Annotated in this window: 13 protein-coding genes; 8 read left to right on the top strand and 5 right to left on the bottom strand. The window is 61.7% G+C overall.

Translation table 11 applies throughout. The features are described 5' to 3' along the window. Window positions 1–16: 16 nt before the first annotated feature. From topA to AC1RMG_RS27150, 6 genes are all read left to right on the top strand, one after another. The gene (gene topA / locus AC1RMG_RS27175) at window positions 17–2,629 is read left to right on the top strand and encodes a type I DNA topoisomerase (protein WP_011060262.1); all 2,613 of its coding nucleotides are present in this window, start codon (window positions 17–19) and stop codon (window positions 2,627–2,629) included. Window positions 2,630–2,793: 164 nt separating this feature from the next. Next, a complete protein-coding gene (locus AC1RMG_RS27170; RefSeq protein WP_410036388.1) occupies window positions 2,794–3,318 on the top strand; it encodes a DUF6586 family protein in 525 nt (174 codons plus the stop codon). Between the two features lie 50 nt (window positions 3,319–3,368). After that, window positions 3,369–4,403, top strand: a complete 1,035-nt coding sequence (locus tag AC1RMG_RS27165) for a hypothetical protein (RefSeq protein WP_493170705.1) — start codon at window positions 3,369–3,371, stop codon at window positions 4,401–4,403. Next, window positions 4,403–5,419, top strand: coding sequence for a hypothetical protein (locus tag AC1RMG_RS27160; RefSeq protein ID WP_152686066.1), 1,017 nt, complete (start codon window positions 4,403–4,405; stop codon window positions 5,417–5,419). Before AC1RMG_RS27165 ends, AC1RMG_RS27160 begins: the two co-directional genes overlap by 1 nt. A gap of 3 nt (window positions 5,420–5,422) precedes the next feature. Further along, window positions 5,423–5,980 carry a LemA family protein gene (locus AC1RMG_RS27155; RefSeq protein WP_493170703.1) on the top strand — a complete coding sequence of 186 codons (558 nt, stop codon included), beginning with the start codon at window positions 5,423–5,425 and terminating at the stop codon, window positions 5,978–5,980. 158 nt (window positions 5,981–6,138) lie between these two features. After that, window positions 6,139–6,372 carry a hypothetical protein gene (locus AC1RMG_RS27150; RefSeq protein WP_011060267.1) on the top strand — a complete coding sequence of 78 codons (234 nt, stop codon included), beginning with the start codon at window positions 6,139–6,141 and terminating at the stop codon, window positions 6,370–6,372. Window positions 6,373–6,478: 106 nt separating this feature from the next. Here the strand turns inward: AC1RMG_RS27150 and sulA are convergent, their stop codons facing one another. Together sulA and lexA are read right to left on the bottom strand one after the other, a co-directional pair. Then, on the bottom strand, window positions 6,479–6,952 hold the full coding sequence (gene sulA, locus AC1RMG_RS27145) for an SOS-induced cell division inhibitor SulA (protein WP_011060268.1): 474 nt from the start codon (window positions 6,950–6,952) through the stop codon (window positions 6,479–6,481). Between the two features lie 10 nt (window positions 6,953–6,962). Then, window positions 6,963–7,568 carry a transcriptional repressor LexA gene (gene lexA, locus AC1RMG_RS27140; protein ID WP_011060269.1) on the bottom strand — a complete coding sequence of 202 codons (606 nt, stop codon included), beginning with the start codon at window positions 7,566–7,568 and terminating at the stop codon, window positions 6,963–6,965. 251 nt (window positions 7,569–7,819) lie between these two features. Between lexA and AC1RMG_RS27135 the strand changes: the two genes are divergently transcribed. After that, window positions 7,820–8,527: a TetR/AcrR family transcriptional regulator gene (locus tag AC1RMG_RS27135; protein WP_011060270.1), complete on the top strand. Its 708-nt coding sequence runs from the start codon at window positions 7,820–7,822 to the stop codon at window positions 8,525–8,527. A gap of 181 nt (window positions 8,528–8,708) precedes the next feature. Next, window positions 8,709–9,707 carry a beta-N-acetylhexosaminidase gene (gene nagZ, locus AC1RMG_RS27130; RefSeq protein ID WP_493170788.1) on the top strand — a complete coding sequence of 333 codons (999 nt, stop codon included), beginning with the start codon at window positions 8,709–8,711 and terminating at the stop codon, window positions 9,705–9,707. Between the two features lie 54 nt (window positions 9,708–9,761). On the opposite strand, the gene AC1RMG_RS27125 is transcribed toward nagZ, so the two are convergent. The 3 genes from AC1RMG_RS27125 to mfd are packed head-to-tail and all read right to left on the bottom strand — an operon-like array spanning window position 9,762 to window position 16,490. After that, window positions 9,762–12,452, bottom strand: coding sequence for a DEAD/DEAH box helicase (locus AC1RMG_RS27125; RefSeq protein ID WP_015634816.1), 2,691 nt, complete (start codon window positions 12,450–12,452; stop codon window positions 9,762–9,764). Window positions 12,453–12,463: 11 nt separating this feature from the next. Beyond that, entirely contained in the window at window positions 12,464–13,030 is a 567-nt protein-coding gene (locus tag AC1RMG_RS27120; protein ID WP_015634817.1) for a CsiV family protein, read from the bottom strand. A gap of 10 nt (window positions 13,031–13,040) precedes the next feature. Beyond that, window positions 13,041–16,490, bottom strand: coding sequence for a transcription-repair coupling factor (mfd, locus tag AC1RMG_RS27115; RefSeq protein WP_011060274.1), 3,450 nt, complete (start codon window positions 16,488–16,490; stop codon window positions 13,041–13,043). Window positions 16,491–16,661: the final 171 nt, after the last annotated feature.

Genomic DNA, 16,661 nt, shown 5'->3' with positions numbered 1-16,661 from the left:
AGGAATTTTCTGATCCATGGGCAAATCGCTGGTCATTGTGGAATCCCCGGCTAAGGCCAAGACCATCAACAAGTACTTGGGTAACCAATACGTGGTGAAGTCGAGTATCGGCCATATCCGAGACCTGCCCACCAGCGGTTCGGCAAGTGCCGCCAAGGAGCCAGCCGCCAAGCGTGGCAAGGCCGCTGCGGGCGAAGCCCCGGCTCTGTCGCCGAAGGAAAAGGCTCGCAAGCAGCTGGTGTCGCGCATGGGCGTCGATCCCGAGCACGGCTGGAAAGCCAAGTACGAAATCCTCCCTGGCAAGGAAAAGGTCATCGAAGAGCTGCGCCGCCTTGCCAAGGATGCCGACACCATCTATCTCGCAACGGACTTGGACCGCGAAGGGGAGGCCATTGCCTGGCACCTGCGGGAAGCCATTGGCGGTGATGACAGCCGCTACAAGCGCGTGGTGTTCAACGAAATCACCAAGAAGGCGATCCAGGAAGCCTTCTCCCAGCCGGGCGAGCTGGACATTGATCGAGTCAATGCCCAGCAGGCGCGACGCTTCCTCGACCGCGTGGTGGGTTACATGGTTTCGCCGCTGCTGTGGGCGAAGATTGCCCGTGGCCTGTCTGCCGGTCGCGTGCAGTCGGTAGCCGTGAAGCTGGTGGTGGAGCGCGAGCGTGAGATTCGTGCCTTCATCCCGGAAGAATACTGGGAAGTACACGCTGACCTGGGCACTGCCAAGGGCTCGAATGTGCGTTTTGAAGTGGCCCGTGAAAACGGTGAAGCCTTCAAGCCGCTCAACGAAGCACAGGCCATGGCCGCCCTGGAGAAGCTCAAGGCCTCGGCCTACAGCGTCGCCAAGCGTGAAGACAAGCCCACCAGCAGCAAGCCATCGGCGCCGTTCATCACCTCCACGCTGCAGCAGGCTGCGAGCAATCGCCTGGGCTTCGGGGTGAAGAAGACCATGATGATGGCCCAGCGTCTGTATGAAGCCGGCTACATCACCTATATGCGTACCGACTCCACCAACCTCTCGGCCGATGCCGTGGCGATGGCGCGTACCTATATCGAAGACGAGTTCGGCAACAAGTACCTGCCGGCTTCGCCCAATGTCTACAGCAGCAAGGAAGGGGCCCAGGAGGCGCACGAAGCGATTCGTCCGTCCGATGTGAATACCCACCCAAGCAAGCTGTCGGGCATGGAACGTGACGCTGAGCGCCTCTACGAGCTGATTTGGCGCCAGTTCGTCGCCTGCCAGATGCTGCCGGCGCAATACCTGTCCACCACCGTCAGCGTCGCCGCTGGCGACTTCGAGCTGCGTGCCAAGGGTCGCATCCTCAAGTTCGACGGTTACACCCGGGTCATGCCGCAGATGGCCAAGCCGGGCGATGACGATGTGCTGCCGGAAATGGCCCAGGGCGAAGTGCTGAAGCTGATCAAGCTCGATCCGAGCCAGCACTTCACCAAGCCCCCGGCGCGTTACTCCGAAGCCAGCCTGGTGAAGGAAATGGAAAAGCGCGGCATTGGTCGTCCTTCGACCTATGCGGCAATCATTTCGACCATCCAGGATCGCGGATACGTGACCCTGCACAACCGTCGTTTCTATTCGGAAAAGATGGGCGACATCGTCACTGAGCGCCTTTCCGAGAGCTTCTCCAACCTTATGGACTACGGCTTCACCGCCGGCATGGAAGAGAACCTCGATGACGTGGCCCAGGGCGAGCGCGACTGGAAGAACGTCCTCGACGAATTCTACGGCGACTTCAAGAAGAAGCTCGAAGTGGCCGAGGGCGCCGAAAGCGGCATGCGCGCCAACCAGCCGGTAATGACCGATATCCCATGCCAGACCTGCGGCCGGCCGATGCAGATCCGTACCGCCTCCACTGGCGTGTTCCTCGGCTGCTCGGGCTACAGCCTGCCACCCAAGGAGCGTTGCAAGGCCACCGTCAACCTGGTGCCGGGCGACGAGATCGCCGCGGATGACGAAGGCGAGTCCGAATCCCTGGTGCTGCGCGGCAAGCATCGTTGCCCGATCTGCAGTACGGCGATGGATGCCTACCTGCTGGACGAAAAGCGCAAGCTGCACATCTGCGGTAACAACCCGGATTGCGCCGGCTACGAGATCGAAGAGGGCAGCTACCGGATCAAGGGGTATGAAGGCCCGAGCCTGGAGTGTGATAAGTGCGGCAGCGAGATGCAGCTCAAGACCGGCCGTTTCGGCAAGTTCTTCGGTTGCACCAACCCGACCTGCAAGAACACTCGCAAGCTGCTGAAAAGCGGTGACGCGGCGCCGCCGAAGATGGACCCGGTGAAGATGCCCGAGCTCAAGTGCGAGAAGGTCAACGACACCTACATCCTGCGCGATGGCGCTTCGGGCCTGTTCCTGGCGGCCAGTCAGTTCCCGAAAAACCGCGAGACCCGTGCGCCGTTGGTGCTGGAACTGATCCCGCACAAGGATGAGATCGATCCCAAGTACCACTTCCTCTGCGAAGCTCCGCAGAAGGACCCGGACGGCCGCCCTGCGGTGGTGCGTTACAGCCGCAAGACCAAGGAGCAGTACGTGCAGACCGAAGTCGACGGCAAGCCGACCGGCTGGCGTGCCTTCTACGACGGCGGTAAATGGAAGGTCGAAGACAAGCGCTAAGTGCTTGGCCTGCCGAGGGCTAGCTTCTCGGTGTAGCGACCAACAGGGCCGCATGACTCCTTCAAGGGGGCATGCGGCCTTTCTTTTGCTTGCGGCAAGCTGGAGTGATCCCTGAAACTGTGCCGTCTGCATCTGGTTCTCTTTTCGCAGTGGAGGCTGCCCATATGGCCCACGAGCTCTATACCCGTACCAATCAGAAAATCTACTTTGCCGGTCTGTCGCTCGAAGCCCTGGCACGCGCTGAGGAAGGGCGGGCCATGAATGCCCAGGCGCAGGTCCAGGCGGGGCGCGAGTCGGTGCTGTTCCACCTGTACGGGGCCTTGCTGGGGCTGTGCCATGAAATTGCCGGGTTCTATCGGCTGCCGCAGGCCAATGCGGCCCGGGTCGAGCAGATCCTCAATCGTGAAGTGCTGCAAAGCATTGCCATTCCCGAGCTGGCAGAGCTGTTGGAATTGGCGCACAGCCCGCAAACCTGGCTGGCGCAACTGCTGTCTGCTTACAGCGAGCTGTTTCAGCCGCCACAGGCGCCGCACAAGCCCAAGGGCGACGTAACCCAGCCACTGATTATTGCGGTCAATCTGGATGAAGAGGAGCCCGAGCAGGCACTGAGTCGGGAAGAGCTGGAAAGCTGGCGGCAGAACCTCAAGGCCCTGGCCATTCGTTTCAGGGATGGCCTTAACGAGTGTTGATCCTGAGCGCTGCTTGATGGGGGGCGTGACTATTTGATCAAGGAAGATTCATGCTGTTCTTCTTGCGTGACCAGGCGCTGCTTCGCCTGCTGAACGATTGCCGGGTGCGAGTGGTTCGTGCCCAGTCCAATACTGACTTGTTGGAAGTGCTCGACAGGCTGGAGATATTCCCCGGCGGTCTGGAATTCGACCATGTGCAGGCAATAACGCTTCTGGTCCTGGCGTTTGCCTCCCTGGCTGTCGCGCTGCTGATGGACGGCATGGGCGGGATGTTCTGGGTGTTTCTGGCTCTGTGTTTCTTTAGCTATTACGTCAGCAAAGGGGCCTCTGGCTCCTTGACTGATCTGGCGGCAAGCATCGTGCGCAAGTGCGTAATGTTTCATCATGGCTTGAGCGAGTCCGACAGCAGTGCCGACTGGCGCCTGAAAAGGCTGAACAACGAGTTCAGCGATTACCAGCGGGGTAATGAGCGACGTCATATCCAGGACTCGCTCCTGGGTGTCTACCAGGGGCCTCGCCAGTCCTTGGCGTTCGAGTATCACCATCTGCAGTACGTCAATTCCAGGCAAGAGCCTGGTGCCGGCGGCAGCTATCGCACTGTCTACGACACGTACAACCGCTACAGCCTGGTGCTGGATTTCCCGTGGGTGACAGAGATTACGGTTCGCTCCAGTCCCCTGGAAGTGTCATTGGCGGGGCAGCCGTTCAAGACCGGTCGCGACGATTTCGACCAGGTCTTTGTACTGCGCGGTAATGATCAGGCCTGTTGCGAACACTTCGCCAGGCCAGCAACCCTGGACCTCCTGATGGAGCTTTCACGCCACCTTTACCGGGTCAATCTGGAATTTTCCAGTCAAGGGCGGCTCTGTCTGAGCTTTGATAATGCGGACATCATTGCCCATGCCGATCCGGGCTCGCTGAGTGACCTGGCGGTCTTTCGCGAGCGGATCAAGGCGGGTATCGAGTTGCCGAAGCTGTATTCACTGCTGGAGCTGGTGCATCGGTTGGCGCAGTTGCATGACAGCCATGCTCTTGCTGCTGTTCCAGATGCTCCTGAGGCTGGCAACTTGATCAAGGAAATGTAATGCAGTTTCTCAAGCACGATGCCGAGTTGGTGAAGTTGTTGGCCACTAGCAATGCAGAGGTGGCTCGAGCCAGGAGCAACGAGGATCTATTGAGGGTCATCGCCAGGCTCCAGTCCTTCAGGGGAGGGTTGGATTTCGATCATGCCCAGTCCTGGCTGCTGTTGATGCTGGCTATTGTGTCGGCGATCCCGGCCATGGCGGGTGTGGAGCTGATGTGGTTTGCGACGGCCTGCCTGGGTTTTGCCACCTTGTATACCTGGATGGGTCGTAAAGCCGTGTTAGACGAGTTGCCGCAGAAAATAGCCCGTAAGTGTTCATTTCTCAGTAACGGCCTTTGGGACCCGGGCGGAACCGCCGATGAGCGTTTCACGCAACTGAGCAGTGAGTTCGACGACTATGATCGCGGCAATGACAGCCGCCGTATCGAGGCTTCAGCCAGGGGGACCTACCAGGGCCCGCGGCATCAGTTGTCCTTTGTCTTTCACCATCTGCGTTATGTGAACTCCCACTACAAACGCAAATCCGATGGCGAGAGCGAGCGGGTCTATGAGAGTTTCGATCGCTTCAGCCTGGTGGTGGACTTTCCTTGGGTCAGAGGGGTGATGGTGCGCAGTGATCTGCCAAATACCAAGAGCAAGAAGCGCAAAGTCTTTGAGACCACTTCCGATGACTTCAACAGAAGCTTCAATTTCACCGGTGATAGTGAGCTGGCTTGCGCGAAGTTCGCAACGCCCACCACCCTGGCTTTCTTGCTGGAACTTCGTCGGCGGCTGAAAAAGGTGAATCTGGAATTCTCCAGCGAGGGCCATTTATGTCTGAGCTTCGATGATGCCGAGGTCATGGCCTACAAGGATCCGGGCACGTTTGACGATCTGCCGAGCTTCTACGCCAATATCGAGCAGGGCCTGCCGTTGCCTAACCTGTTTCCGGTGCTGGCCTTGGTGCATGAGTTGGCGGAGCTGCACGACAACAATTTCGATCTTCCGCTGAAGGTCACTGATGAAATGGAGCAGTAGAGTATGGAGTTGTTGCTGGTCATCGCGATTGCCTTGGGCGTTCTTGCCTATGTGCACTACAACAAGATTGTCGGTGCGCATAACCGTGCCCAGCGGGCCTGGTCGGATGTGCTGACCTACCAGCGCCAGAGGATCAGGGTGCTGGACATGCTGGAGCCGCAAGTGGCTGGCTTCCAGGCCTACGAAAGCCAGTTGCTGGAAAAGATCGTTGGGCTGCGTAGTGCCATTGGTAGCTTGCCATCCGCAGCCGACGGTGATGCGCTCAAGTCGGTAGACCAGGGCACCAAGGCTTTGCTGGGCGGTTTGAATCTTGCGTTTGAGGCCTACCCCGACCTCAAGTCCGTCGAGTTGTTGAGCAACCTGATGCGCGAGGTTGCCGAGCAGGAAGGCAATATCGGTGGGGCGATTACCCTGTTCAACCTGAATGTGGAGCACTTCAACAACTCCATTCAGATGTTTCCCGGCTCCCTGGTCAATCGGTTGGTCCTGAAGAAGTCGCTGATCACGCCGTTTTCCGACAGCCAGGCCTCGGCGGGTTTTGAATACAGGCCGAATTTTTGAAGGGGGCTGGCGCGGGCTTGGGGTCGGTGTGGCTAGGTGTTGATTGCAAGGATCGGGAAGTCATTCCTGTTGAGGGGTAACGACCCTCTTGCAAGATCCTGAGCGGGGCGGGGGTGATGACTGATATAATCCCGCCCTTTCGTGGAGACCAGACCTTTATGCCAACGTCCTTTCTAGAAATTGTCGAGTTGCCAGACGGCCGTATCGAGCTGCGCAGAGCTGAGGACGAGGGTTCTCTGGTTACTTTGGATTTCTCCGAGGATGCCAAAGCCTTTCTGCAAGGTCAGCACGTGGAAGTGGCCAAGGCCATGTTGAGCGTCGGCGTACAGATGGCCGGTCGACTGGTTGAAGGTGAAATTGACAAGGAAGATGGCCCGCGGGTTCTGCACTAAGCCCGTCTATCGGGTTTCTCCGGTCATCCGTCGCATTTGTTCCGGCTTCTCAATCCTGGAGAAGCCTTGTGTCATTCAAGCGTAAATCCCACGCTTTCCCGGTGTTTCATCCCAGGCGAATATTCAGGCTCTGCGCATCGCCAGTACGTGCGGCGCTGATCAGCTGTTGCCGGGCGCTGGCGCTCAACGGGTTCAACCAGCTGACTACGGTATGACTGCGACCCAGGCGCAGGGCCTCGCAGGCGAGCTGTTGCGGGCTCTGATTACCCCGGGGGTGCAGCAGCAGGATCCCCTCGCGATTCAGGCCGGCGTCCCGTAGCCAGCTTTGGGTCAGGCTGGAGGGCGGGGCGATCAGTGTCAGCCAGCGCGCGTCCTGGTCCTGGCTGAGTTCCCGAAGGATCGGCGCCAATAGGTTCAGGCAGTTCCCGGCGGCGCCGCGTAACGACAGCTCGCTGAAGGCTTCTGGATCTTTGTTCCAGGGCGATTCGACCACTTCCTTGAGGGCGGGCGCCAATGGCTGGGCCAGGAACGCCTCGAACAGTGGCAGTTGTGCTTGCTGTGGTGTGTGGGGGAACTGCATGGAGCCTCCTTTAGCGGCGAATGACGCCGACACTCAAGCCTTCGATCACCAGATCCTGATCTTTCAGGTTGACTTCGATGGGGGCGAATTCAGGGTTCTCGGCAATCAGCCAGACCTTGCTGCCTTCGCGCTTGAAGCGCTTGACCGTGACCTCATCACCGATGCGCGCCACCACGACCTGGCCATTGCGGGCCTCGCGAGTGGTGTGTACCGCCAACAGGTCACCGTCGAAGATGCCGATGTCCTTCATGCTCATGCCATGGACGCGAAGCAGGTAGTCGGCGCGAGGGTGGAAGAAGGTCGGGTTGATATTGCAGGACTCTTCGATGTGCTGCTGGGCCAGGATCGGTGCACCGGCAGCGACACGGCCAATGATCGGCAGGGTATCGTCGGCCTTGGCTTCGAAGCCGGGAATGCGGATTCCGCGGGAGGCACCCGGGGTCATCTCGATGGCGCCTTTGCGGGCCAGGGCCTTGAGGTGTTCCTCAGCGGCGTTGGGCGATTTGAATCCCAGTTCCTGGGCAATTTCCGCACGGGTGGGCGGGTAGCCGTTGTCTTCGAGGCAGCGTTTGATAAAAGCCAGAATCTCAGCTTGGCGTGGCGTCAGTTTTAGCATGTCGATCGCTCTGTCTTTTTATACAGTGACTGGGATTATATACAGTGAACGTCGCTTGGCAATCCTCCTTTTGCCTGTGGCGGCCGAGCGGTTGTCATCCGGGGGCCGCAATCCTGCGCCGAAGGCTGGCTACAGTGGCCGGCAGGTGTGATTAAATAGCGCGCCGGACGGCTTGCGCAGAGGCCGGCAGGCTTGACATTGCAAAGCCTGAAACGTATGTTTCAAACAAGTGTTTGTCAGGCGGAGTAGCCATGGCCCAGTCGGAAACCGTTGAACGCATTCTCGATGCTGCCGAGCAGTTGTTCGCGGAAAAAGGTTTTGCCGAAACCTCATTGCGGCTGATCACCAGCAAGGCCGGGGTCAACCTGGCAGCGGTCAACTATCATTTCGGGTCCAAGAAGGCCTTGATCCAGGCGGTATTCTCGCGTTTCCTCGGCCCGTTCTGCATCAGTCTCGATCGTGAGCTTGAGCGCCGTCAGTCCAGGCCGGAGAACAAGCCGAGCCTGGAAGAGCTGCTGGAAATCCTCGTCGAGCAGGCCCTGGTAGTGCAGCCGCGCAGCGGTAACGACCTGTCGATCTTCATGCGTCTGCTGGGGCTGGCGTTCAGCCAGAGCCAGGGGCACTTGCGGCGTTATCTGGAGGACATGTACGGCAAGGTGTTCCGCCGCTACATGCTGCTGGTCAACGAAGCGGCGCCGCGTATTCCGCCCATCGAGCTGTTCTGGCGCGTGCACTTCATGCTCGGTGCTGCGGCGTTCAGCATGTCCGGGATCAAGGCGCTGCGGGCTATCGCCGAAACCGATTTCGGGGTCAATACCTCCATCGAGCAGGTGATGCGCCTGATGGTGCCGTTCCTCGCCGCGGGCATGCGTGCCGAAACCGGCGTCACCGACGAAGCCATGGCCAGCGCCCAGCTCAAGCCGCGCAGCAAATCGGCCCCGGCAGCCGCCAAGGCCTGACCCACGGGTGGGCGCGACAGCTTACATCCGCTAAGCTAGCCGCCCATGCCGATTCTCGTTCTATATCCCGTGCCTTCCCTGCGCCGATGCTGCTCGGCCCGGCTGCATCCATGCGGATGCGGCTCGATCAGCGTTGCCTGGAAGCCATCGTAGTGCTTAAGGAATTTCTATGACTGCTGGCCTGCAAGGCTCTTTGATGGTGGACGTCGCCGGTACCTGGCTGACGGCCGAAGATCGCCAACTCCTGCGCCAGCCGCAGGTCGGTGGGTTGATCATCTTTGCCCGCAATATCGAACATCCGCGCCAGGTGCGGGAGCTGTGCGCGGCGATTCGGGCGATTCGCCCGGACCTGTTGTTGGCCGTGGACCAGGAGGGCGGTCGGGTGCAGCGTCTGCGTCAGGGCTTTGTGCGCCTGCCGGCCATGCGTGCCCTGGCCGACAATCCGAATGCCGAGTACCTGGCCGAGCAGTGTGGCTGGGTCATGGCCACCGAGGTGCTGGCGGTGGGGCTGGACCTGAGCTTCGCCCCGGTACTGGACCTCGATCACCAGCGCAGCGCGGTGGTGGGCAGCCGGGCGTTCGAGGGCGACCCCGAGCAGGCGGCGTTGCTCGCCGGTGCGTTTATCCGCGGTATGAACAGCGCCGGCATGGCCGCTACCGGCAAGCACTTTCCCGGGCACGGCTGGGCCGAGGCCGACTCTCATGTGGCGATCCCCAATGACGAGCGCAGTCTGGATGAAATCCGTGCCAAGGACCTGCTGCCCTTTGCTCGTCTGAGCAAGCAGTTGGCGGCAGTGATGCCTGCGCACGTCATCTATCCGCAAGTCGACCCTCAACCGGCCGGCTTCTCGCGCTACTGGTTGCAGGACGTCCTGCGTGGCGAGCTGCAATTTGACGGGGTGATCTTCAGCGATGACCTGTCCATGGCCGGCGCCCATGTCGTCGGGGACGCGGCAAGCCGGATCGAAGCGGCGCTGACCGCCGGTTGCGACATGGGGCTGGTATGCAATGACCGTGCTGCCGCCGAGCTGGCCCTGAGTGCCGTGCAGCGCCTCAAGGTGCAGCCTTCGCCACGCATCGCGCGAATGCGTGGCCAGGCCTTCGCCAATATCGAGTACAAGCAGGATCCGCGTTGGTTGGCGGCGCTGGGTGCCCTCAAGGATGCCCAGTTGATCGACTGACGACTTTGCAAGGGGGTTCTGGGCAATTCTGGATGCCCCCGCACGTGGCCGGTCTCAGCGGCCGCCCTTGTTGTCTGGTAGCGGCGCGAACAAGGCTTCGATGTCGTCGCTCTGCAGCTTCCAGTCACCGGCCTTGCGCCCATCAAGCACGCCTGCCGCCAGGTCCGATTTTTCCTGCTGCAGGTGCTGGATCTTTTCTTCCACCGTACCTCGGGCAATCAGCTTGTAGACGAACACGGGCTTTTCCTGGCCGATGCGATAGGCGCGGTCGGTGGCCTGGCTCTCGGTGGCCGGGTTCCACCACGGGTCGTAGTGAATCACCGTATCGGCTTCGGTCAGGTTGAGGCCGACACCACCGGCCTTGAGGCTGATCAGGAAAATCTGCAGTTTGCCGCTCTGGAAGTCCCGTACCGGAGTGCGCCGGTCCCGGGTCTGGCCGGTGAGCAAGGCGTAGGCGATGTTGCGCCGTTTCAGCTCGGCCTCGATCAGGCTCAGCATCGAAGTGAACTGCGAGAACAGCAGAATCCGCCGGCCCTCTTCGAACAGTTCTTCAAGCATTTCCATCAGGCTGTCGAGCTTGCCTGAGGAGCTACCCCGTGTGGGTGGCGAGTCGTTGACCAGGCGCAGGTCGCAACACACCTGGCGCAGTTTGAGCAGGGCTTCAAGAATGATGATCTGGCTGCGCGCCACACCTTTGCGGGTGATTTCGTCGCGCACTTTCTTGTCCATGGCCAGGCGCATGGTTTCGTAGACATCACGCTGCGCCTCGTTGAGCTCGACCCAGTGGATGATCTCGGTCTTGGGCGGCAGTTCGGTGGCCACTTGCTCCTTGGTACGGCGCAGCAGGAAGGGCTTGATCCGGCCGTTGAGGTGCTGCAGGCGCACCTCGCTGGCGTGCTTTTCAATCGGTACCCGGTAGTCACGGTTGAAGCTCTTGGCATCGCCGAGCCAGCCCGGCAAGAGGAAGTGGAACAGCGACCAGAGCTCCCCCAGATGGTTTTCCAGCGGCGTGCCGGACAGGCACAGGCGCTGCCGGGCATTGAGTTCCCGAGCGGCCTGGGCGGCCTTGCTCGACGGGTTCTTGATGTACTGCGCCTCATCGAGGATCAACACATGCAGGGGCTGGGCCGCCAGCAGTTCGATGTCCTTGGGCAACAGCGCATAGGTGGTCAGCAGCAAGTCATGGTCGCCCAGCTGGGCGAAGTGTTTCTTGCGCCCGGCGCCATACAGCGCCAGTACCTTGAGCTGCGGGGTGAAGTGCGCGGCCTCGTCCAGCCAGTTGGGAATCAGGCTGGTGGGCATTACCACCATGCAGGGGCGGTCCAGGCGCCCGGCGTTCTTCTCGCTGAGTATGTGCGCCAGGGTTTGCAGGGTCTTGCCCAGGCCCATGTCGTCGGCCAGGATGCCGCCCACTTCCAGCTGGCGCAGTGACTGCATCCAGCTCAGGCCTTCGAGCTGATAGGGGCGCAGGGTGGCGTTCAGGCCCTGGGGCGCCGGCGCCGAGTAGTCTCGGATGTCCCGCAGGCGCTGGGCGAAGGTGCGAATGTGTTCGCCGCCTTCCCATAGCAGTGGCAGGTCCTGCAACGGGTTGAGGCGGGTGGCGTCGGCGCTGCTCAAGCGCAGGGTGGTATCGCCGGGTTCTTGCAGATAGAACTCGCCCAGGGTTGCCAGTACCGGCTTCAGGCGGCCATAGGGCAGTGCCACTTGCAGCGGGCCATGCAGGGAGTTGGGCCGATTGGGAATGTTCACCAGGATCAGCTCGTCGTCGCGGCGCTTGGCCAGGCGCTCCGGATTGAGGATCTCGGTGTGCGAGCGCATCAGGTTGAGCAAAATCGGCAGCAGGCTCAAGCGCTCGCCGTTGACGATGATCCCCAGTTCCAGGTCGAACCAGTCGCGGCCCGGGGCCTCGTCGACACTGGCGTACCAGTCGTCCACCGCCGTCAGGTCGAAGCCGAAGCCTTCGTCGATCTGCAGCTCCCAGCCCTGGCTGCGCAGCTTGGGCAGTTCGTTGAGGGTGAAGGTCAGCCAGGCGCTGTCGTTGACCATCTCGAACAGCTCGCCGGCGCTTTCCGGCAGTGCCTTGCTCTGCCGGGTGGCGATCTTGAAGCCCAGGCCTCGCAATTGCTCGCGCCAGCCCTGTTCCAGCTCGGGCTGGCGCTTGATGCGCAGGCTCTGGTGTTCCTGGCGGATGATCACATCGGTGTTCTTCTGCCCGCTGGCGTATTCGCCCCTGTAGTTGAACGACAGTGCGGCGCGGTGCTGGATGTAGCGCTGCATCTTGCCGTTGCGCGGTTCGAAGGCGCTGAACTCGATGCTTGCCAGCCACAGCCGCGGCACCGGGTGCACGTCCTCCAGCAGTACCTGGGGCAGGGCGGCGGGGCGACGGCTGTCGAGGACTGCGGAGAGCTTTTCCAGCAGTTCGGCGTCCTGGGCCGCCGCCGGGTAGGCCAGGGTTTCCTCCACTTGTAGCAGCACCGCAGCGATGTGCTTGCAGTTGCTGCGTACTGGGCAGGTGCAGTGGGCGTCGATCAGCAGCAGGTTGCCCTTGCTCGATTCGCGCAGGGTGATGGTCTGCCGGTACATAGTGCCACCGGAGCCTTCGCAACTGGCGGTGATAGCGCTGTCTCCGGCCGTGGCGATGCGCACGCGTTTTTCCAGGGCGTAGCGCCGGCCACGCTCCAAGGCTTGTTCCTTGAAGCGGTTGACCCAGGAGGGGGCCAGGGGTTTGGTCAGGGGCGGGGTCATAGGGACTTCGATCAGTCCGGAATTTCAGTTGGAGCGGGGCGCGGTGCCGGTGCGGTCAGCGAGGTGATCTTGATCAGCAGCGCCAGGTGGCCGTTGTCCAGGTAGTTGAGCTGGCCATTCTTGGTATGGCTCTGCTGTTTCAGGCGCTCGCTGCTGGTGACCAGGCCGTTGCTGTCGATCTGGTTGACCCAGAAGTCCGCGTCCACATCGGTGAAGCGCCCGAGCTTCAGGCTCAGGGTGCCTTCGATGGGGAACTGGCCGAACTGTTCCGGGCCATCGCTGAGGGCAACCTTCACCGGGGTTTCCCCCAGGGTCTGTTGCCAGGCCTTGTGCAACAGCACGCTGTAGCTGCCGCTGGCGCCGAGCTTTTCCACGATGCTGCCCAGGGCCGGGGTACGCAGGCTGTCCGGGCTCAGCCGTTGAGCGCCGGCGGCCCAGTCTTCGGGGGCTGCACGGCTGACGATCAGCGGCTCGGCGTTCTGCCGTACGAGGATCATTTCCACCTGGTACAGGTCATCGGCAAAGGCCGTTGGCGCGACCAGGGCCAGGAGCAGGGTCAGGGAGCGGAACAGGCGCATGGGGCGTCCTTCAAGCAGATTTCGGGGTGAGGCGCTCAAACAGTGCCTCCAATGTATTAAAGCGCTCTTCCGGGCGCTCCATCGGCACCATGAACTTGAACAGGGTTGCGCCTTCGAATTTGTAGCGTTTGGGCTGGCCCTGGATCAGTTTGATCAAGGCCAGTGGGTCCACTGGTGTATCTGCGGCGAACTCGATGCGGCCGCCTTGTGGGCCGCCGTCGACCTTCTTGATCCCCAGTTGCTCGGCCTGGAGTTTGAGCAGGGTCAGGCGGATCAGGTTCTTGGTCGGCTCCGGCAGCAGGCCGAAGCGGTCGATCATCTCCACTTGCAGGTCCTTCAGGCCGTCCTCGTCGGTGGCCGACGCGATGCGCTTGTAGAGGATCAGGCGCGCGTGCACGTCCGGCAGGTAGTCCTCGGGAATCAGTGCCGGCAAGCGCAGGTTGATTTCCGGGCCGCCACCCAGTGGCTGGTCGAGGTTCGGTTGTTCGCCCTTGCGGATGGCCTTCACCGCGCGTTCGAGCATTTCCATGTAGAGGGTGAAGCCCACGGCCTGGATCTGCCCGCTCTGGCCGTCGCCCAGCAGTTCGCCAGCGCCACGGATCTCCAGGTCGTTGGTGGCCAGGACGAAGCCGGCTCCCAGGTCCTGGGTGTTGGCGATGGCCTCCAGGCGTTTTTCCGCGTCCGGGGTGATCTGCTGGCGCGGCGGTGTCAGCAGGTAGGCGTAGGCCTGGTGGTGGCTGCGCCCGACCCGACCGCGCAACTGGTGCAACTGGGCCAGGCCGAACTTGTCGGCGCGCTCGATGATGATGGTGTTGGCGCTGGGCACGTCGATGCCGGTCTCGATGATGGTCGAGGCGATCAGCACGTTGAAGCGCTTGTGATAGAAGTCGCTCATCACTTGTTCGAGTTCGCGTTCGCGCATCTGCCCGTGGCCGATGCCGATCCGCGCCTCGGGTACCAGTTCGGCCAGGTCGGCGGCGCATTTCTCGATGGTCTTCACGTCGTTGTGCAGGTAGTACACCTGGCCGCCACGCAGCAGTTCGCGCAGCAGGGCCTCTTTGACCGTGCTCTTGTTCTGCTCCATGACGAAGGTGCGCACCGACAGGCGCCGGGCCGGCGGGGTGGCGATGATCGACAGATCGCGCATGCCCGAGACGGCCATGTTCAGGGTCCGCGGGATCGGCGTGGCGGTCAGGGTCAGGATGTCGACTTCGCTGCGCAGTGCCTTGAGCTGCTCTTTCTGGCGCACCCCGAATCGGTGTTCTTCGTCGATGATCACCAGCCCCAGGTTCTTGATCTTTACATCGTCCTGCAACAGCTTGTGGGTGCCGATGACGATGTCGATCTTGCCTTCGGCGAGGTCGGCTACCGCAGCATTCACTTCCTTGGTGGACTTGAAGCGGCTCATCACTTCCACGGTCACCGGCCAGTCGGCGAAGCGGTCGCGGAAGCTGTTGTAGTGCTGCTGGGCGAGCAGGGTGGTGGGCACCAGGATCGCCACTTGCTTGCCGCCGTGGACCGCGATGAAGGCAGCGCGCATGGCCACTTCGGTCTTGCCGAAGCCCACGTCGCCGCATACCAGGCGGTCCATGGGCTTGCCCGACAGCATGTCCTCGCGCACCGCTTCGATGGTGCTCTGCTGGTCCGGGGTTTCCTCGAAGGGAAAACCGGCACTGAAGGTGGCGTAGTCGGCCTTCGGGTCAGCAAAGGCATAGCCTTCGCGGGCGGCGCGGCGGGCATAGATGTCCAGCAGTTCGGCAGCCACATCGCGTACCTGTTCGGCAGCCTTGCGCTTGGCCTTCTGCCAGGCTTCCGAGCCCAGGCGATGCAGGGGCGCGAGGGCGTCGTCGCTGCCGGTGTAGCGGGCGATCAGGTGCAGGTTGGCCACGGGCACATAAAGCTTGGCGCCCTCGGCGTATTCCAGGGTCAGGAACTCGGCGGCCTGGTTGTCGATTTCCAGGGTGGCCAGGCCCAGGTAGCGACCGACGCCATGGTCGATATGCACCACCGGCGCACCTTCACGCAGCTCGGTGAGGTTCTTGATCACCGCATCGTTGTTGGCATCGGCGCGCTTTTCCCGGCGCCGACGCTGCATTACTCGCTGGCCGAACAACGGGCTTTCGGCCACCAGGGCCAGGGCCGGATCGTCCAGCACCAGGCCTTCGTCCAGCGGGGCGATGGTGATTGCCAGGCGTTCCTTGCTGGCGACGAAGTCCGGCCAGCTGTCGACGGTCTTGGGCCGCAGCTTGAGGCGCTCCAGCAGCTCCAGCAGCACTTCCCGGCGGCCGGCGGATTCGGCGGTGAACAGCACTCGCCCGGGGAACTCGTCGAGAAAGCCCGAAAGTGCTGCCAGCGGCTGGTTGGCCTTGGCTTCGATGGCCAGGTTCGGCAGCTCGTGGGCCGGGAAGCGTTCGCGGCCGACACCGGTCTCGATGTCCTGCTGGCTGGCCACCACTCGCGGCCAGTTCTTCAGCCGGGCGAAGCAGTCTTCCACGGGCAGGAACAGTTCGGCCGGGGGCAGGAGCGGGCGCGAAGGGTCGACGCGGCGCTCTTCATAGCGGTTGCGTACATCGTTCCAGAAGTTTTCCGCGGCCTGTTCGATGCCCGGCAGGGAAAACACCTGGGTGTCCTGAGGCAGGTAGTCGAACAGGGTCGAGGTCTCTTCGAAGAACAGCGGCAGGTAGTACTCGATACCGGCCGGGGTAATCCCGCTGCTCAGGTCCTGGAAGATCGGGCAGCGGCGGAAGTCCACATCGAAGCGTTCGCGAAAGCGCGCCTTGAAGCGGGTCACCGCTTCTTTCTGCAGCGGGAACTCCTTGGCCGGCAGCAGGCGCACCGAGTCGACCTTGTCGATGGAGCGCTGGTTCTCCGGATCGAAGGTGCGCAGGGTCTCGATTTCGTCGTCGAACAGGTCGATGCGATAGGGCAGCTTGCTGCCCATGGGAAACAGATCGATCAGTGCGCCGCGCACGGTGAATTCGCCGTGTTCGTAGACGGTGTCCACGTAGCGGTAACCACTGGCTTCCAGGCGGGTGCGCATCTGTTCCACATCGAGCTTCTGGCCGACGTCCAGCACCAGGCTGCTGCCCAGCAGGAACTGGGTGGGCGCCAGGCGGTGCAGGGCAGTGGTGATCGGCACCACCAGCACGCCATGTTCCAGCTCCGGCAGCCGATAGAGGCTGGCGATGCGCTGGGAAATGATGTCCTGGTGCGGCGAGAACAGGTCGTAGGGCAGGGTTTCCCAGTCAGGAAAATGCAGCACCGGCAGATCCGGGGCGAAGAAGCTCAGCTCTTGTTCCAGCCGGTCAGCGCTTTGGCTGTCGGCAGTCAGCAGGAGGGTGAAGCGCTTGGCAGCGCTGGCGGCTTCGGCGATGGCCAGGCTCAGGGCGGCACCGGGCAAGTTGCCCCAATGCTGTTTGCCGGCGGCGGCAGGGAGTAGCGGTAGACGCAGGACGGGCACGGACGGTCAAGCTCCAAGCGTTGCGACAAAGTCGGTAATTGTAACGGCCCCGGGCAGCCACTGTCAGTGGCTGATGCGTCTAATACGCTGGTTGGGGAAAATGTAGTGGCTATGACAACAAAATGCGCTTCTTGACCTGAAATGTAGTGCCGATTGTGGCTGGTGTTACGG

Source organism: Pseudomonas sp. GW822-FHT04H02 (genome assembly GCF_058800645.1).
The sequence above is the reverse complement of the archived record's forward strand: the minus strand, read 5'-3'. Positions and strand labels throughout refer to the sequence as shown.

Bases quoted from the DNA above. Each gene is read 5' to 3' on its own strand.
- topA (WP_011060262.1), top strand. From the start codon at position 17: ATGGGCAAATCGCTGGTCATTGTGGAATCCCCGGCTAAGGCCAAGACC.
- AC1RMG_RS27170 (WP_410036388.1), top strand. From the start codon at position 2,794: ATGGCCCACGAGCTCTATACCCGTACCAATCAGAAAATCTACTTTGCC.
- AC1RMG_RS27165 (WP_493170705.1), top strand. From the start codon at position 3,369: ATGCTGTTCTTCTTGCGTGACCAGGCGCTGCTTCGCCTGCTGAACGAT.
- AC1RMG_RS27160 (WP_152686066.1), top strand. From the start codon at position 4,403: ATGCAGTTTCTCAAGCACGATGCCGAGTTGGTGAAGTTGTTGGCCACT.
- AC1RMG_RS27155 (WP_493170703.1), top strand. From the start codon at position 5,423: ATGGAGTTGTTGCTGGTCATCGCGATTGCCTTGGGCGTTCTTGCCTAT.
- AC1RMG_RS27150 (WP_011060267.1), top strand. From the start codon at position 6,139: ATGCCAACGTCCTTTCTAGAAATTGTCGAGTTGCCAGACGGCCGTATC.
- sulA (WP_011060268.1), bottom strand. From the start codon at position 6,952: ATGCAGTTCCCCCACACACCACAGCAAGCACAACTGCCACTGTTCGAG.
- lexA (WP_011060269.1), bottom strand. From the start codon at position 7,568: ATGCTAAAACTGACGCCACGCCAAGCTGAGATTCTGGCTTTTATCAAA.
- AC1RMG_RS27135 (WP_011060270.1), top strand. From the start codon at position 7,820: ATGGCCCAGTCGGAAACCGTTGAACGCATTCTCGATGCTGCCGAGCAG.
- AC1RMG_RS27125 (WP_015634816.1), bottom strand. From the start codon at position 12,452: ATGACCCCGCCCCTGACCAAACCCCTGGCCCCCTCCTGGGTCAACCGC.
- AC1RMG_RS27120 (WP_015634817.1), bottom strand. From the start codon at position 13,030: ATGCGCCTGTTCCGCTCCCTGACCCTGCTCCTGGCCCTGGTCGCGCCA.